The sequence below is a fragment of the Bradyrhizobium sp. USDA 4510 genome (genome assembly GCF_054059095.1).
Genome location: NZ_JBSSBT010000001.1, coordinates 6,173,624 through 6,190,059, shown reverse-complemented (window position 1 = coordinate 6,190,059; position 16,436 = coordinate 6,173,624). Strand labels below are relative to the sequence as shown.

Here is a 16,436-nt window from a genome sequence, read left to right as displayed (position 1 = left end):
GTGATGACAGCCAAATCACGGCCGGCGCCAGCTTCAATGGAATTGACGTGGAAAACGGCCGCGATGCGCTATTTGCGCGCGGCAGGAACCAGTTCGCTCAGCGAGCGGATGATGCGGTCGGGCTTGATGGTCGATCCCGGCGGCAGCCCGACACCGTGCACGTCCATCCAGATCGCATAGATGCCAAGCCGCTGTGGCGCCACGACTTCCCACTCGAGATTGTCGCCGATCATCCAGGTGTCGGATGCGGTGACGCCGAGCGCTTCCATCGCGTGCAGGTAGGCGCGCTCCTCCGGCTTGCCGAAGCCGTGCTCGCCCTCGATCTGGATGTGATCGAAGCGATGGCCGAGCGCGAAGCGTTCGACCTTGGCGCGCTGCATGTCGGCGGCGCCGTTGGTGACCAGCGCGAGCTTGATGCCGAGCGCCTTCAACGCATCGATCGCTTCATGCGCGCCGGGGAAGACGAACATCTCTTCCTCGCGATAGGCGGTGAAGCGATCGGCGATGCGGTCCGCAAGATCGTCCGGCAGCGCGCGGTGACCGGCTGCCGCGAGCGCCGCGAAGCCGCCCTTCACGGTGAGCCGCCGAGCCTCGCCGAGCTTGATCCGCCAGATCGGCTCGGCGGTCGACCAGAATTGCCGTGCATAGGCCAAGAGCGCGGTCGCGACCTGATCCGGGGGGAGGGGCGCCAGTTCCGCGGCGAACTCCGTGGTGATCGTGGTCCAGGCGATCTCGGGGCGTCCATAGGCCGACAGGATGGTGTCATCCATGTCGATCAACATCGCGCGCGGCAGGTTCATCATGGCCATTTCACCTCCGGCGGCAGCGACGACAGGATCGAATCCACATTGCCGCCGGTCTTCAGGCCGAAGATGGTGCCGCGGTCATAGAGCAGGTTGAACTCGACATAGCGGCCGCGGCGGACCAGCTGCTCGTCGCGATCCTCCGCGCTCCAGGCGGCCGCGAAATTGCGCCGCACCAGGTCGGGATAGATCTTCAGGAAGCTGCGCCCGACGTCCTGGGTGAAGGCGAGATCGGCCTCCCAGTCGCCGCTGTCGTGCCAGTCGTAGAAGATGCCGCCGATGCCGCGGGCCTCCTTGCGGTGCGGCAGGTAGAAATAGTCGTCGCACCATTTCTTGTACTTGTCGTAGTCGGCGACGCCGTTCGGTCCGCTGCACGCCTCCTTCATCGCGGCGTGGAAGGCGACCGTGTCGGGGTCCTCCTGGGTGCGCCGGCGGTTCAGCACCGGCGTCAGGTCGGCGCCGCCGCCGAACCACGCCTTCGTGGTGACGACGAAGCGGGTGTTCATGTGCACGGCGGGCACGTTCGGATTGCGCAAATGCGCGATCAGCGAAATGCCCGACGCCCAAAAGCGTGGATCGTCGGCGGCACCTGGAATCTGCGCGCGGAATTCGGGGGCGAACTCGCCGTGCACGGTCGAGCAGTGCACGCCGACTTTCTCGAACAGCCGGCCCTTCATGATCGACATCACGCCGCCGCCGCCCGGCTTGCCGGTGTGGTCGGTGCGGTCCCAGGGGGTCCGCGCGAACCGGCCGGCGGCGCCGGGATAAAGCGTGGACGGGGCGTCGTCCTCGAGCTTCTCGAAGGCGGCGCAGATGTCGTTGCGTAGCGCCTCGAACCAGCCGCGCGCACGCGCCTTGCGGTCCTCGATGATGGCGGGATCTGTTGGCAGCATGACTAACCTTGCGGGCCGAAATAGGTGCAGCTTTCGTTGCAGCTGTCGCGATGGACGCTGACGCGGGTCAGCTTGCCTGCGTGTTGCAAGCGCTCCCAGATGAAGCGCGACAGATTCTCCAGCGTCGGCACGCCGATCGCCTCAATCTTGTTGAGGAACTTATGGTCGAGCGTCTTCTGCACCTCGGCCATGGCGCGTTCGAGGAGGCCGAGATCGACCACCATACCGGTCGCGGGGTCGGGCGTGCCGCGGACGGTAACTTCGGCTCGAAAGGAGTGGCCGTGAATCTCCTCGCTGGCGGCGCCAAAGGTCGTTCCGGACAGCGCATGCGCAGCCTCGAACCGAAACGCTTTCGTCAATTCCCACATCTCGTTCAACAACCCGATTCTGTTAGTTCATCTAATGCCGAGCGACTTGTGCGTCTGCACGCTAAGGCGCCATTGCGGGTGCTTCAGGCAATAGGCGATCGCCCGCTCGGTATTCTCGATCACGTCGGGGCCGTCCATCGGCTGCAGCGAGAAGCGCTCGAAGGCGAGGCCGGCGAAATCCTCCGGTGCGTTCTCCATTTGCGGATAGACCAGTTTGAGCTCGTGCCCCTTGCGGATCACGAGCTCGGCCGCGGCCTTGGGACTGACGCAGATCCAGTCGAGCCCGTCGGGCGGGACGATGGTGCCGTTGGTCTCGATCGCGATCGCAAAGCCGTGGCCGTGCAGGGCATCGATCAAGGCCGCGTCGACCTGCAGCAGCGGCTCACCGCCGGTCAGGACCACGTAGCGGTCGGCCTCGCCCCCCGTCCACTGCGCGGCAATGGTGCCGGCCAGCTCTTCGGCGGTCGCATAGCGGCCGCCCAGCGTGCCGTCGGTGCCGACGAAATCGGTGTCGCAGAACTTGCAGACCGCGCCGGCGCGGTCCTGCTCGCGGCCGCTCCAGAGGTTGCAGCCGGCGAAGCGGCAGAACACGGAGGCGCGGCCCGCATGGGCGCCTTCGCCCTGCAGGGTGAGAAAGATCTCCTTGACCGCGTAGCTCACCAAAAATCCCTTAAGTTGCCGAACCGGCAATTCCTGTACCGGTTTGCCGCAGCGCCTCGCCGACGGCCATGGCCGCTGTGACGGCCACATTGAGCGAACGCATGGTCGGCCGGATCGGAATCACCAGCCGCGCATCCGCAGCGGCCACCACCACGTCGGTCACCCCTGCCGTCTCGCGCCCGAACAGCAGGACATCGGAGGCCGTATACGCGAAATCAAGATAGGATTTCGCCGCCTTAGTCGTGAACAGCACCAGCCGGCATCCGGTCTCGGCCCGCCATTCCTCGAATTTCGACCATGAGTCGTGACGCTTCAACCGCACATGGTCGAGATAGTCCATACCCGCCCGGCGGAAATTCCGGTCCGAGGTGTCGAATCCCGCCGGTTCGATGATATGGGCTGCCACGTCCAGGCAAGCGCAGAGGCGCAGAATCGTCCCTGTATTCTGGGGGATGTCGGGCTGGAACAGCGCGATCTGCATGGTGCGGGCGGCCTGTGAAATCCGGATGAAATTGTCTCAATAAAACATCGCTCGGCGCGGATTTCGTGCATTGCACGTGTGCGAGCCGATAGCGGGCTTGCGCTCGTCCGGCAAGGGTGCCAATAGAACGATTCTGGACTGCTGTTCCGCCATTTGGGGTGGGGAATAGCGGTTTTCTGCCGCCGCGGGGGCCGCGGGCGCCGGCAGCCTTTCTTGGGGCGCGTCCTGCGTCTCCAGGGCGGTTCCACCGGCTGCAGAAAAGAAAGGGCTAGGAATCGTGACGACAGCGTCTTCGGCGGACCATCCGACACGCCGTGATTTTCTCTTTGTTGCAACCGGAGCTGCCGCCGCGGTCGGCGCAGCCGCCACCGTCTGGCCGCTGGTTGCGCAGATGAACCCGGATGCCGCGACGATCGCGGCCGGCGCGCCGATCGAGGTCGATCTGACGCCGATCGCCGAGGGCCAGGACATCAAGGTCTTCTGGCGCGGCAAGCCGATCTACATCAGCCATCGCACCAAGAAGCAGATCCAGGAGGCCCAGAGCGTGGCGCTCTCGAGCCTGCCCGATCCGCAGCCCGACTCGGCCCGCGTCAAGGCCGGCCACGACCAGTGGCTGGTTGTGATCGGCATCTGCACCCATCTCGGCTGCATCCCGATCGCCCATGAAGGCAATTACGACGGCTTCTTCTGCCCCTGCCACGGCTCGCAGTACGACTCCTCCGGTCGTATCCGCCAGGGGCCGGCGCCCGCCAACCTGGCGGTGCCGCCTTACGCCTTCCTTTCCGACACCAAAATCCAGATCGGCTAAGTCCCGGCCCCTCCGGGATTTCAGCTTCCACTTGGACCCATCGCGTCGTTTTTCTTCTTCAGGATCGCATCAATGAGCGGACCATCTGATTTCCAACCGAGCAACCCCGCCTTGAAGTGGATCGAACGGCGCCTTCCGATCTTCGGCCTGATCCACTCCTCGTTCGTGGCCTATCCGACGCCGCGCAACCTGAACTACTGGTGGACCTTCGGCGCCATCCTTTCGATGATGCTGGCGCTGCAGATCCTGACCGGCGTGATCCTGGCGATGCACTACACGCCGCACGCCGACCTCGCCTTCAAGTCGGTCGAACTGATCGTCCGCGACGTCAATTACGGCTGGCTGCTGCGCAACATGCATGCCTGCGGCGCGTCGATGTTCTTCTTCGCCGTCTACATCCATATGTTCCGCGGCCTCTATTACGGGTCGTACAAGGAGCCGCGCGAGGTGCTGTGGATCCTCGGCGTCATCATCTACCTCCTGATGATGGCGACGGGCTTCATGGGCTACGTGCTGCCGTGGGGCCAGATGAGCTTCTGGGGCGCCACCGTCATCACCAATCTGTTCTCGGCCGTGCCCTATTTCGGCGAGAGCATCGTGACCCTGCTGTGGGGCGGCTATTCGGTCGGCAACCCGACGCTGAACCGCTTCTTCTCGCTGCACTATCTGCTCCCGTTCGTGATCGCCGGCGTGGTCGTGCTGCACGTCTGGGCGCTGCACGTCGCGGGTCAGAACAACCCGGCCGGCGTCGAGGCCAAGACCGAGAAGGACACCGTTGCGTTCACGCCGTATGCGACGATCAAGGACATGTTCGGCGTGTCCTGCTTCCTGATCTTCTTCGCCTGGTTCATCTTCTACATGCCGAACTATCTCGGCGACGCCGACAACTACATCCCGGCGAACCCGGGCGTGACGCCGGCGCACATCGTGCCTGAATGGTACTACCTGCCGTTCTACGCGATCCTGCGTTCGATCCCGAACAAGCTCGCCGGCGTCGTGGCGATGTTCTCGGCGATCATCATCCTGTGCTTCCTGCCCTGGCTCGACAGCGCACGGACCCGTTCGTCGAAGTATCGCCCGCTGGCCAAGCAGTTCTTCTGGATCTTCGTGGTGGTCTGCATCCTGCTCGGTTACCTCGGCTCGCAGCCGCCGGAAGGCATCTATGTGATCGCCGGCCGCATCCTGACGGTCTGCTACTTCGCCTACTTCCTGATTGTGCTGCCGCTGCTCGCCCGCATCGAGACGCCGCGTCCGGTGCCGAACTCGATCGCCGACGACGTGCTGGCGAAGAGCAAGGGCAGGGCCGCGACCGCGGCCTCTGTGATGCTCGCGATGGTCGTGGCCGGCAGCCTGCTCGTCGGCGGCACCCAGAACGCCAAGGCCGAGGAGGGTGGCAACGCGCCGCCGGCCCAGAAGTGGTCGTTCTCCGGTCCTTTCGGCACCTATGACCGTGGCTCGCTGCAGCGCGGCTTGAAGGTCTACAAGGAAGTCTGTGCCGCCTGTCACGGCCTGTCCTATGTCGCGTTCCGCAACCTCGCCGATCCCGGCGGTCCCGGCTATTCGCCGGCGCAGGCGGCGGCCTTCGCGTCCGAGTACAAGATCAAGGACGGTCCGAACGACCAGGGCGAGATGTTCGAGCGTCCGGGCCGCCCGGCGGATTACTTCCCGTCGCCGTTCCCGAACGAGCAGGCCGCGCGCGCGGCCAATGGCGGCGCGGCGCCGCCCGACCTCTCGCTGATCACCAAGGCGCGGTCCTACAAGCGCGGCTTCCCGCAGTTCGCGATCGACTTCTTCACCCAGTACCAGGAGCAGGGACCCGACTACGTCGACGCCATCCTGCAGGGCTTCGAGGACAAGGCTCCGGCGGGCGTCACGATCCCGGAGGGCTCGTACTACAACAAGTACTTCCCCGGCCACGCCATCAAGATGCCGAAGCCGCTGTCCGACGGCCAGGTGACCTTCGACGACGGCTCGCCCGCGACGGTCAAGCAGTACGCGCATGACGTCACCACGTTCCTGATGTGGGCGGCCGAGCCGCACATGGAGGAGCGCAAGCGGATCGGCATGCAGGTGTTCTTCTTCCTGGTCGTCTTCGCCTTCCTGATGTACTTCACCAAGCGCAAGGTCTGGGCCAACGCCCACTGATCTCGGGTACGGTATAGCGAGTTTGAGAAAGCCCCCTTCGGGGGCTTTTTTGTTTGCAATCTCTCCGTCATTCCGGGGTGACGCGGTAGCATCGAACCCGGAATGACAGTGTCGTCAATTGCGTCGGCCGCCGAGTGCGGACAAGATGCCGGCCAATCAGCCGGCAAACATTGCGGAGGAACTCATGGGTACCAGCATCAGCTTCAAGCGTCCGGACGGCAAGGATGCGTCGGGCTATCTCGCCAATGCGGCGCGCGGCAACGCACCCGGCGTCGTCGTGATCCAGGAATGGTGGGGCCTGTCGGACCAGATCAAGGGCCTGTGCGACCGCTTCGCGGTGGCTGGCTTCGATGCGCTGGCGCCCGATCTCTACAAGGGCAAGGTGGTGCCGTATCACGACACCGATGCCGCGGGCAAAGAGATGAACTCGCTCGACTTCATGGACGCCACCACGCAGACGGTGCGCGGCGCCGCGCAGTATCTCGCCAAGAACGGCGCCAAGGTCGGCCTGACCGGCTTCTGTCTCGGCGGCGCGGTGACCATCATCGGCTCGGTGCAAGTGCCGGAACTAACTGCGGGCGTCGTGTTCTACGGCATTCCGCCGGAGCAGGCGGCCAAGCCCGCCGACGTCAGGATTCCGCTGCAGGCGCATTTCGCCAACAAGGACGATTGGTGCACGCCGGAGCTCGTCAGCAATTTCGAGAAGGCGATGAAGGCCGCCGGCAAGTCGCTCGAGCTGTTCCGCTACGACGCCGAGCACGCCTTCGTCAACGAGCAGCGCCAGTCGGTGCACGACCGCGAGGCCGCCGAACTCGCCTGGGGCCGCGCCACGGACTTCTTCAAGAAGCACCTGGGGTAAGGCGATTGCCAAAACCACCGGCGTCGTCCCGGCGAAGGCCGGGACCCATACGCCGTGGCTTTTGCAATGGGCACGCTGGCAGTCATCTCGCCAAATAACTAGGCCCTGTGGTTATGGGTCCCTGCTCCCGTGCGCAATTGCGCACTAGGCAGGGACGACGGCGAGATCTAACTCTCCGCCTTCACCCCGTCCCACCACGGGCAGGTGCCCGACATCAGCTTGAAATTACCTTCCATCACCTGCACCGGTGCGCGCTTGCCCTCGGCGGCGGCGCGCATCCGCATCTCGCGCGCGACGGCGCGGTCCTCCGGAGACAGCCAGACCCGCTCGTGGCCCCACAGGCTCGGGCCGTCATGCATCTCGAACGGTGTCCAGTTCACCGGATCGATCTCGCGGCCGCCCCAGCCGCACTCGACCATGAAGGCGGACGGCGATTTGGCGTAGAACGACGTCATCAGGTCGTTGGTGTGGCGGCCGAGCGTGACGTTGACGCGGTCTTCCTGCTGCGCGACGTCATAGGCTTGGCCGACATCGTCGAGCGAGAACAGCTCGACCATCAGATGATGCATGCCGTTCGTGCCGGTCTCGATCAGCGCCAGCGAGTGGTGGCGGGCATTGACGTGGAAGAAATAGGCGCGGAACGGTTTTTCGATGTAGTCGCTGAGGCCGAAGCCAAGCACGTCGACATAGAAGCTCATCACCGGCGCGATGTGCTCGACCGTCAGCACGGCGTGGCCGAGGCCGAGCGGCCCGGTGCGGAAGCCGGAGATCGAGCGGCCCGGCCTGAACGGCGTGTCGTCGATCTCGGCGCCATGAAACGCCTCGAGGCGGTTGCCGGCGGGATCCCGAAACGAGATCAGGCCGCGCACCCGCCTGCTATCTGCGAGCGCCAGCGGCTCTGATGTCACGGCGACGCCGGCGCGCTCCAGCCGTGCCGCCAGCGCATCGAGGGCCGCACTGTCAGCTACCTCCCAGCCGAAGAACCGGGTGCCTTCGCCCTGCGCGCGGTCGATCACGATGCGTTGCTTGCGGTCGTCCATCCGGAACGCGAGCAGCGAATTGCCGCGTTCGACCGCCTGCAGCCCGACGAGGCCAGTGCCGAACCGCCGCCAGTCGTCGAGCGCGTCGGAGCCGAAGCCGGCATATCCGAGACCCAAAATCGCCATCTGCGCCTCCGCCATCTGTCTGTTTTTTGGGCGGCCGATCAGCTGCCATTTCACCAAATCCTACGCGGATTCCTGCCCCTTCAAACCCGAAAATGCCGCTCAAAAGGGCGTCCAGGATTGGGGCAGGGGTGCCGGGCCATCTCTTGACACGGCCCGCGCCGGGTGGTGAGTAACGGGCATGAGCACCGTTGCCAGTCCATCTCGTCGTTGGTGGCCCACCTTCTCATAGGTGGCCGGTGCGTTTTCTTTTTTCACAAACGTCGAAGGTCGCCATCGCAGTGCGACCGATGGTTAGTTTATTTGCCCTTCGTTTGTCCTGTGTGGCGCTCTCTCGGCAAGTCTCGTAAGAGGATCACATGAACAGGACAGTCTTCTCCCTGCCGGCTCGAAGCGAATACCTGACCAATGGCGGCCTTGCGGTCGCGCGTGTGGTCGAGCAATTCACCGGCGGCGCCAACCGTCTCGACGATTTGATCGCGCTGCTGGACCGCCGCCGCGGCGTGGTGCTGTCCTCGGGCACGACGGTACCGGGCCGCTACGAGAGCTTTGACCTCGGCTTTGCCGATCCGCCGCTGGTGCTGGAGACGTCGGGCACCAACTTCTCGTTGCAGGCGCTGAACCCGCGCGGCGAGGTCCTGATCGCCTTCCTCGGCGACGTGCTGCGCGAGCCCTGCGTCGTGATCTCGGAGCGGACCCCAACGCGGCTCGCCGGCCATATCATCCGCGGCGCCGCGCCGGTCGAGGAAGACCAGCGCACGCGTCGCGCCAGCGTGATGTCGCTGGTGCGCGACATGGTGGCGGCGTTCACCTCCAATGCCGATCCGCTGCTCGGCCTGTTCGGCGCCTTCGCCTACGACCTCGTGTTCCAGATCGAGGACCTCGTGCAGAAGCGCGCCCGCGAGGCCGACCAGCGCGACATCGTGCTCTACGTGCCGGACCGTCTCTTGGCCTATGACCGCGCCACCGGCCGCGGCGTGGCGCTCAGTTACGAGTTCGCGTGGAAGGGCAAATCCACCGCCGGCCTGCCGCAGGAGACCGCTCCGAGCCTCTACGCCAGGAACGGCCGGCAAGGCTTTGCCGATCACGCGCCCGGCGAATATCAGGCGACTGTCGAGGTCGCGCGCGCGGCGTTTGCCCGCGGCGACCTGTTCGAGGCGGTGCCCGGGCAGCTGTTCGCCGAGCCCTGCGAGCGCTCGCCGGCTGAAGTGTTCCAGCGGCTCTGCCGCATCAATCCGTCACCCTATGGTGCGCTGATGAATCTCGGCGACGGTGAATTCCTGGTCTCCGCGTCGCCGGAGATGTTCGTGCGCTCCGACGGCCGCCGGGTCGAGACCTGCCCGATCTCGGGCACCATCGCGCGCGGCTCGGACTCGATCGGCGATGCCGAGCAGATCCGCAAGCTCCTGAACTCGGAGAAGGACGAGTTCGAGCTCAACATGTGCACCGACGTCGATCGCAACGACAAGGCGCGCGTCTGCGTGCCCGGCACCATCAAGGTGCTGGCGCGGCGTCAGATCGAGACCTACTCAAAGCTGTTCCACACCGTCGATCACGTCGAGGGCATGCTGCGGCCGGGCTTCGATTCGCTCGACGCCTTCCTGACCCATGCCTGGGCGGTCACCGTGACCGGCGCGCCGAAACTGTGGGCGATGCAGTTCGTCGAGGATCACGAGCGGTCGCCGCGGCGCTGGTATGCCGGCGCGATCGGCTGCGTGAATTTCGACGGCAGCATCAACACCGGACTCACGATCCGCACCATCCGGATGAAGGACGGCCTCGCCGAGGTGCGAGTCGGCGCGACCTGCCTGTTTGACTCCGATCCGGCCGCCGAGGATCGCGAGTGCCAGGTCAAGGCCGCGGCGCTGTTCCAGGCGCTGCGCGGCGATCCGCCGAAGCCGCTGTCCGATTTCGCGCCCGATGCCACCGGCTCCGGCAAGAACGTGCTCTTGATCGATCACGACGACAGCTTCGTGCACATGCTGGCGGATTACTTCCGCCAGGTCGGCGCCACCGTCACCGTGGTCAGGCACGTGCATGCCCAGGACATGCTCAAGAAAGAGGGCTGGGACCTCCTGGTGCTGTCGCCCGGGCCGGGTCGCCCGGAGGATTTCGGCATCGCGAAGACCATCGACACCGCGCTCGAGAACAAGCTGCCGATCTTCGGCGTCTGCCTCGGCGTGCAGGCGATCGGCGAGTATTTCGGCGGCCAGCTCGGCCAGCTCGGCCAGCCTGCGCACGGCCGTCCCTCGCGCGTCCAGGTGCGCGGTGGCCGGCTGATGCGGAACCTGCCCAATGAGATCGTGATCGGCCGCTACCACTCGCTCTATGTCGAGCGCGACAGCGTGCCCGAGGTGCTGGCGGTGACCGCGACCACCGAAGACGGCGTCGCGATGGTGATCGAGCACAAGACCCTGCCGGTCGGCGGCGTGCAATTCCATCCGGAATCGCTGATGTCGCTCGGCAACGAGGTCGGCCTGCGCATTGTCGAGAATGCATTCCGGCTTAATGTGAGTAGCAAGTGAAGGCTAAGTTTAACCATCGTCATTCCGGGATGGTGCGTTAGCACCAGACCCGGAATCTCGAGATTCCAGGTTCGATGCTTCGCATCGCCCCGGAATGACCCTCAGAGCGAGACCAATGACCTTCGACTACGACATCAAGGCGACCGTTCGCACCATCCCGGACTACCCGAAGAAGGGCATCCTGTTTCGCGACATCACGACGCTGCTGGCGGATGCGAGGGCCTTCCGCCGCGCCGTCGACGAGCTGGTGCATCCCTGGGCGGGGGCGAAGGTCGACAAGGTCGCGGGCATCGAGGCCCGCGGCTTCATCCTCGGCGGCGCGGTGGCGCATCAGCTCTCCGCCGGCTTCGTGCCGATCCGCAAGAAGGGCAAGCTGCCGCACACCACGGTGCGGATTGCCTATTCGCTTGAATACGGCATCGACGAGATGGAGATGCATGCCGACGCCGTGCAGCCCGGCGAGCGCGTGATCCTGGTCGACGATCTGATCGCGACCGGCGGCACCGCGGAGGGCGCGGTGAAGCTGCTGCGCCAGATCGGCGCCAATGTGGTCGCCGCCTGCTTCATCGTCGACCTGCCCGACCTCGGCGGCGCGGCCAAGCTGCGCGCGATGGACGTTCCGGTGCGCACGCTGATGGCGTTCGAGGGGCATTGATCTCTTAGCCTCGCCCCGCGTGCGGGGAGAGGCCGGATCGCATCGAAGATGCGATCCGGGTGAGGGGACTCTCCGCGCACTCCAATCTCGGTCGAATTTGCGGAACCAGCCCCTCACCCCGACCCTCTCCCCGCAAGAGCGGGGCGAGGGAGCAGAGTCATCCCCGCTGCAGCAGCATGCTCAATTCGAGATCGCGGAACGTCGTGTAATTCCGCCGGATCCATTGATGCAGCTCGGTCGATGAATCCTTTTCCTGGCGCAGATAGCCGGTGAAGGAAAAGTTCAGCCGGTCGATATAGGTCTTCAGGAACACAGGCAGCGCGCGGAAGCGCAACACCCGGCTGGCGGTCATGACCGGCGGCAGCTCGCCGCGCACCACGAATTCGTTGTCGATGACGATCAGCGCGTTCGGCGGGATCGTGCCGAGCAGCGTCTGGTAGCCACGCACCGAGGCGCGGTCGGTATCGGCGACATACAGGATGACCGGCGCGACGCGACGGCGCAGCGCCTCCTTCATCAGCCCGATCTCGTCGCACATTTTGAAGAATTCGTCGAAGGCGTGGTAGCCGAGGTCGATCACCTTGCCGATGCCGTCATTGACGATGACGCGGTCCATCAGCTGCATCTTGCCGTAGGTGTCGATCACGTCCGCGGTTTCGGTGATTCGCGGCAGGTAGTCGAGCAGCGACGGCTCCTTCAGATTGATGTCGTAGCAGACCACGTCGCCGTTCTTGAGCAGCAGGAATTCGCCGAGCAGCCGCGCGATCAGCGTCTTGCCGACCTGCGGGCGGGGCGAGCAGATGATGTAAACGGGCGTGGACGACATCGCCCGCTATATCAGGCCAAATTTTCGCCTAATCCAGCCCCATCAAGGTCGAAGGTCCGACTATTTTTCGCCTTTGGCCGACTTGGCGCCGACGAGATCGGTCAGCTTGATCCGGTCGTACTCGCTCCAGACATTGGCGAGCCAGTGCCGGACGTAGCCGCGCAGCACGAAGGAGTAGTTGGCGGCGTCGTCGTTGATGCCCTTGTTGGCGACGAATTTCAGGAACGGAACCGAGGAGACCTCGACCTGCTCATAGGCCATTTCGTTGAGCTTCGGGATGGTCAGGTCCACGGCATCCTTGATGCGGTGGAAGTAGGAATTGTAGGTCGCCTGGTCCCACTGGAAGAACTGGGTGTCGTTGATGAAGTTCTTCACCAGGAAATATTTCGCGCCGCTCATGAAGTTGGCGGTTTCGGCGATCTCGTCCAGCGAAGCGATCGACGGGCCGAGGATATGGAACACGGCGAAGGTGATCTGGCCGGAACGCGCCGCGTCGAGGAAGCCGATATCGCGCAGCGAGGCCAGCGCGGGCGACAACAGGCCGGCGCGGACGTCGATCACGGTAACCGAGGGCCCCGAGTTCAGCGTGTCGAAGATCTTCATCTGGTCCGCGGTCGTCGTCATGTCGACGATCTCGGTGATGTCAGGATGGAAGCGCTTCAGCGTGCCGCGCGGCGATTCGGTGTCGAACGCCCGGGTCTGCACGTTATTGGCACTGAAATAGTCCAGGAGCGTCCGCGAGACGGTGGTCTTGCCGACCCCGCCCTTGTCGGCGCCCACCACGATCACAACCGGCTTTGCCATGGAAGTCCCTTAAAGCGCGCTCCCGATCGCGATGGCGATCGGCAAGTCCCCACACTGCTTTGGGCGCGAACATGGCAGAAACGAGGGAGAATTCAATTCCTTAAGGCGGCCACGATGGGTTTGGTGGGAATTTCCTTAATGGACTGAGTAGGCTAGGGCGCGATTAGCGGTGTCGTCCCCAAGGGCCCTGGAGAGGACCCAATGGTCCCTGCGTGGGGTTGTTGCCCGGCAGCGCCGGCGGATTGCTCTTCTGTGTCGGCGGCACATCGCTCCATGGGCCGTGGGTCGCCGGCGGGGGCTGGTCGCCCGCCGCGGACGGCTCATCCTGCGGCTCCGTCTCGTCCGGCAGCGCCAGCGGTCCGGGATCGTGGCCACCGGCATATTTCACCAGGGCATCGACCCGGGACTTGACCGAGGGATGGGTGGCGAACAGGTCGGCAAACCCCTCGCGCGGATTGTCGACGCAGAGTTCCATCACGGCCGAGGTGGCATCCGGCAGCTCGCCGCGGTTCTCGATCTTGCGCAGCGCCGAGATCATCGCATCGGGGTTCTTGGTCAGCTCCACCGATCCGGCATCGGCGAGGAATTCGCGCGAGCGCGACAGCGCGAGCTTGACCACTTGCGACAGCAGCCAGGCCAGCACGATCAGCGCGACCGCGATGATGATCACGATGATCGCGCCGCCGCCGGAGCCCTTGCTGTCGCGGTCCGACGAGGATGACGAGGAGCGAGAGGATGAAGACGACCAGCCGCCTCCGCCGCCGCTCGAGTTCCACGACAGGTTCGTGAACAGGCGGAAGAACAGCTCGCCGAAGAAGCCGACCACGCCGGCGATGATCACCGCGATCACCATCAGCTGCACGTCGCCGTTTTTGATATGGGTGAGCTCGTGGCCGAGCACGGCCTCGATCTCCTTATCGTTCAGCGCCTTCAACAGGCCGGTGGTGACGGTGATGGCGTATTGGCTCCGGTTCAGTCCGGTCGCGAAGGCATTCAGCGCCGGGCTGTCCATCACCTTCAGCTTCGGCATCGGGATGCCGCGCGAGATGCAGAGATTTTCCAGGAGATTGTAGAGCCGCGGCTCTTGCTGCCGCGTCACGCTCTCGCCGCCGGTGACGCGTCGATCATCTTCTGGTGGAAGAAATAGGCGATCACGATCCAGGCCGCTGCCGCGATCGTCGCCCACGGGAAGGCCGAGATCAGGTCGCGCGAGGCCCGCGTCAGGTAATAGTCGACGGTGCGGCCGCTATCGATCATCACCTCCGCGACCAGCGCGCCGGCATAGACCAGCACGTAGATCAGCAGGAACAGGCCGGCAAGCAGCAGCATCGAACGAAACTTGTTCGATGCGATATGCGTGTAGAGACCATAGGCGGCCATGGTGCGCGTCCGCTCTCACCGTCATTCCGGGGCGCGCGGCACGCGCGAACCCCAATGCGCAATTGCGCTTTGTGGAATCTCGAGATTAGTGAGTGAGATGAGATTCCGGGTTCGATGCGTTGCATCGCCCCGGAATGACCGAAGGGGCGTCATCTCGAAGGAAGTAATCAGAACTTCACGCTCGGCGCCGCCTCGACCTCCGTGCGGCTGGCGCCGAGGTCGAAGAAATCCTTGCGGGTGAAGCCGAACATGCCGGCGAACAGCGCGGCCGGCATCTGCTGGATGCCGGTGTTGTATTCCTGGACCGCGTTGTTGAAGAAGCGGCGGCTGGCGGCGATCTTGTTCTCGAGATCGGAGAGCTCGGAGGCGAGCTGCTGGAAATTGGCGTTGGCCTTGAGGTCCGGATAGGCCTCCGACAGCGCGATCAGCCGGCCGAGCGCGCCGGAGAGCTGGTTTTCCGCCGCCGAGACCTGGGCCGGGCCCTGCGCCGACATCGCCGAATTGCGCGCCTTGATGACGTCGTCGAGCGTGCCGCGCTCATGTGCGGCATAACCCTTCACCGTCTCGACCAGGTTCGGGATCAGGTCGTGACGCTGCTTGAGCTGCACGTCGATGTCGGCAAAGGCCTGTCCGACCCGCTGGCTGAGCGCCACGAGGCGGTTGTAGGCGCCGAATGCAAACAGCACGAGAAGCACGATGACGCCGATAACGATCCAGCTGGTCGACATGACGGGGCAGCTCCTGATGGACGAGACGGCGGCACCGTAGCCCAAGATCGGGGCGCAGGGCAGCCCGCCGCGGAAAGGTGGGCAAGCGTTAGTCGAAGGTTGGCCGACATCGGTTCAACATATTCCGTCGTCCCGGCGAAGGCCGGGACCCATGCGCCGCGGCCCGCGGTAGGGGCACAAGCGGCGACGGCTTCACTCACAACAAACTTCGGTGGTTATGGGTCCCGGCGAAGGCCGGGACGACGAGATACCGCATCGCCCCAGCGCCAGCGCCGGGCGCTTGCGTATTCGGCTCTGGCGCGGCGCGGGATCCGCGCAACCGATACGCCCTCGGGCGTGCACAGTTTCGCCGCGATCTCGACCTTGCCGACGTCCGGCTGCGCCAGCACGCGCGATGGCCTGTTCTCAACGCGCGCGCGGCTCAGCGCGACATAGGCGAAGCGCTCGTCCTCGAACGGGACGTCGGCGCCCTTGAGCTGCTTGTGCGCGCGGGAGCGCTGCAGGCGCTGCGAGAAGTGGCACCAATCGGGCGCGACCAGCGGACAGCCGCCGTCATGCGGGCAGGGGGCCACGACATGCGCGCCGGCAGCGATCAATCGCGCGCGGAGTGCGATGATCCGCGCGTAGCCGGCGGGCGTACCGGGCTCGACGACCAGTAGCGTATCGCTGGTCTTCGACCACAGCGCATCGGCCAGCGCCCCGCGCTCGGCATCGCCGAGTTCGCCGATCATGTAGCTGGCGACGACGAGGTCGGCGGGCTCGGCCTTGTCGAGCAGGGCGCGCGCCTCGCCGAGTTGATAGCTGGCGTCGTGCAGGCGAATGCTGCCGTGAAACAGCTCCTCGGCGAGCGTCCGCAACGCGCCGTTGGCATCAAGTAGGGTGAAGTCCCGCAGCGACGTGAACGCTTCCGCGGCGGCCCAGGTCACGGTCCCCGGACCGGCACCGACATCGAGCAGGCGCGCCGGCGCGAAGTCCGGCCTGATCTCCGTCAGGGCGTTGAGGCTCGCTGCGACGGCGGCATAGGTCGCCGGCATCCGCGCCAGCGCATAGGCCAGCGCATCGGTCTCGGTCCTGATCGTCGAGGAGCCGCCGCCCTCGCGATAGGTCTGCGAGATCACCGCCGCGCGGCCGGCGGCGTCGCTGCGCGACAGGCCTTCGAGCCCGGCGTTGAGGGCTGCGCGCAGTTCGGCGGGGAGATCGGGTGAGGTCATGTGACGGACTATCCCACGTCATTGCGAGCGGAGTGAAGCAATCCATAGCGCCGCGTGCTGAGGCATGGATTGCTTCGTCGCTATCGCTCCTCGCAATGACGATGCGGAGGCGCGGGTATCCAGAAAA

Annotated in this window: 15 protein-coding genes and 1 pseudogene; 5 read left to right on the top strand and 11 right to left on the bottom strand. The window is 65.1% G+C overall.

The genetic code is table 11. The features are described 5' to 3' along the window. Window positions 1-68: 68 nt before the first annotated feature. Genes ACVMDN_RS28845 through ACVMDN_RS28825 form a run of 5 tightly spaced genes read right to left on the bottom strand, consistent with a single transcriptional unit; the run spans window position 69 to window position 3,205 of the window. Entirely contained in the window at window positions 69-809 is a 741-nt protein-coding gene (locus ACVMDN_RS28845; RefSeq protein WP_076830275.1) for an HAD family hydrolase, read from the bottom strand. After that, window positions 800-1,696, bottom strand: coding sequence for an oxygen-dependent coproporphyrinogen oxidase (gene hemF / locus ACVMDN_RS28840; protein WP_200844447.1), 897 nt, complete (start codon window positions 1,694-1,696; stop codon window positions 800-802). Before hemF ends, ACVMDN_RS28845 begins: the two co-directional genes overlap by 10 nt. 2 nt (window positions 1,697-1,698) lie before the next feature. After that, window positions 1,699-2,064, bottom strand: a complete 366-nt coding sequence (locus ACVMDN_RS28835) for a 6-pyruvoyl trahydropterin synthase family protein (protein WP_076830472.1) — start codon at window positions 2,062-2,064, stop codon at window positions 1,699-1,701. A gap of 27 nt (window positions 2,065-2,091) precedes the next feature. After that, a complete protein-coding gene (queE, locus tag ACVMDN_RS28830) occupies window positions 2,092-2,724 on the bottom strand; it encodes a 7-carboxy-7-deazaguanine synthase (RefSeq protein WP_076830475.1) in 633 nt (210 codons plus the stop codon). Window positions 2,725-2,734: 10 nt separating this feature from the next. Further along, the gene (locus ACVMDN_RS28825; protein WP_141340526.1) at window positions 2,735-3,205 is read right to left on the bottom strand and encodes a tRNA (cytidine(34)-2'-O)-methyltransferase; all 471 of its coding nucleotides are present in this window, start codon (window positions 3,203-3,205) and stop codon (window positions 2,735-2,737) included. Between the two features lie 277 nt (window positions 3,206-3,482). Here ACVMDN_RS28825 and petA point away from each other — a divergent pair, with 277 nt between their 5' ends. From petA to ACVMDN_RS28810, 3 genes are all read left to right on the top strand, one after another. Then, window positions 3,483-4,013, top strand: coding sequence for a ubiquinol-cytochrome c reductase iron-sulfur subunit (petA, locus tag ACVMDN_RS28820; RefSeq protein ID WP_016839713.1), 531 nt, complete (start codon window positions 3,483-3,485; stop codon window positions 4,011-4,013). Window positions 4,014-4,085: 72 nt separating this feature from the next. Beyond that, window positions 4,086-6,158 carry a cytochrome c1 gene (locus ACVMDN_RS28815; protein WP_026193258.1) on the top strand — a complete coding sequence of 691 codons (2,073 nt, stop codon included), beginning with the start codon at window positions 4,086-4,088 and terminating at the stop codon, window positions 6,156-6,158. A 184-nt stretch (window positions 6,159-6,342) separates the two neighbouring features. Beyond that, complete coding sequence (locus ACVMDN_RS28810; protein WP_141340527.1) at window positions 6,343-7,017, top strand: dienelactone hydrolase family protein; 675 nt, start codon at window positions 6,343-6,345, stop codon at window positions 7,015-7,017. A 167-nt stretch (window positions 7,018-7,184) separates the two neighbouring features. Here ACVMDN_RS28810 and ACVMDN_RS28805 read toward each other — a convergent pair whose 3' ends face one another. Continuing rightward, a complete protein-coding gene (locus tag ACVMDN_RS28805) occupies window positions 7,185-8,183 on the bottom strand; it encodes a VOC family protein (protein WP_246786591.1) in 999 nt (332 codons plus the stop codon). A 356-nt stretch (window positions 8,184-8,539) separates the two neighbouring features. Between ACVMDN_RS28805 and ACVMDN_RS28800 the strand changes: the two genes are divergently transcribed. Both ACVMDN_RS28800 and ACVMDN_RS28795 read left to right on the top strand, forming a co-directional pair. Then, window positions 8,540-10,705 carry an anthranilate synthase component I gene (locus tag ACVMDN_RS28800; protein WP_141340529.1) on the top strand — a complete coding sequence of 722 codons (2,166 nt, stop codon included), beginning with the start codon at window positions 8,540-8,542 and terminating at the stop codon, window positions 10,703-10,705. Between the two features lie 115 nt (window positions 10,706-10,820). Further along, on the top strand, window positions 10,821-11,360 hold the full coding sequence (locus tag ACVMDN_RS28795; protein ID WP_141340530.1) for an adenine phosphoribosyltransferase: 540 nt from the start codon (window positions 10,821-10,823) through the stop codon (window positions 11,358-11,360). Between the two features lie 157 nt (window positions 11,361-11,517). Here the strand turns inward: ACVMDN_RS28795 and ACVMDN_RS28790 are convergent, their stop codons facing one another. The 5 genes and pseudogenes from ACVMDN_RS28790 to ACVMDN_RS28770 all read right to left on the bottom strand — a co-directional run bounded on the left by ACVMDN_RS28790 (window position 11,518) and on the right by ACVMDN_RS28770 (window position 16,309). Further along, entirely contained in the window at window positions 11,518-12,186 is a 669-nt protein-coding gene (locus ACVMDN_RS28790; protein ID WP_057016987.1) for a P-loop NTPase family protein, read from the bottom strand. A gap of 60 nt (window positions 12,187-12,246) precedes the next feature. Beyond that, on the bottom strand, window positions 12,247-12,990 hold the full coding sequence (locus ACVMDN_RS28785; RefSeq protein WP_016839706.1) for a P-loop NTPase family protein: 744 nt from the start codon (window positions 12,988-12,990) through the stop codon (window positions 12,247-12,249). A 163-nt stretch (window positions 12,991-13,153) separates the two neighbouring features. Further along, window positions 13,154-14,370 (bottom strand): annotated as a pseudogene (locus ACVMDN_RS28780) (M48 family metallopeptidase). 167 nt (window positions 14,371-14,537) lie between these two features. Continuing rightward, window positions 14,538-15,098 carry a LemA family protein gene (locus ACVMDN_RS28775; RefSeq protein ID WP_016839704.1) on the bottom strand — a complete coding sequence of 187 codons (561 nt, stop codon included), beginning with the start codon at window positions 15,096-15,098 and terminating at the stop codon, window positions 14,538-14,540. Between the two features lie 215 nt (window positions 15,099-15,313). Further along, entirely contained in the window at window positions 15,314-16,309 is a 996-nt protein-coding gene (locus ACVMDN_RS28770; protein WP_141343457.1) for a small ribosomal subunit Rsm22 family protein, read from the bottom strand. Window positions 16,310-16,436: the final 127 nt, after the last annotated feature.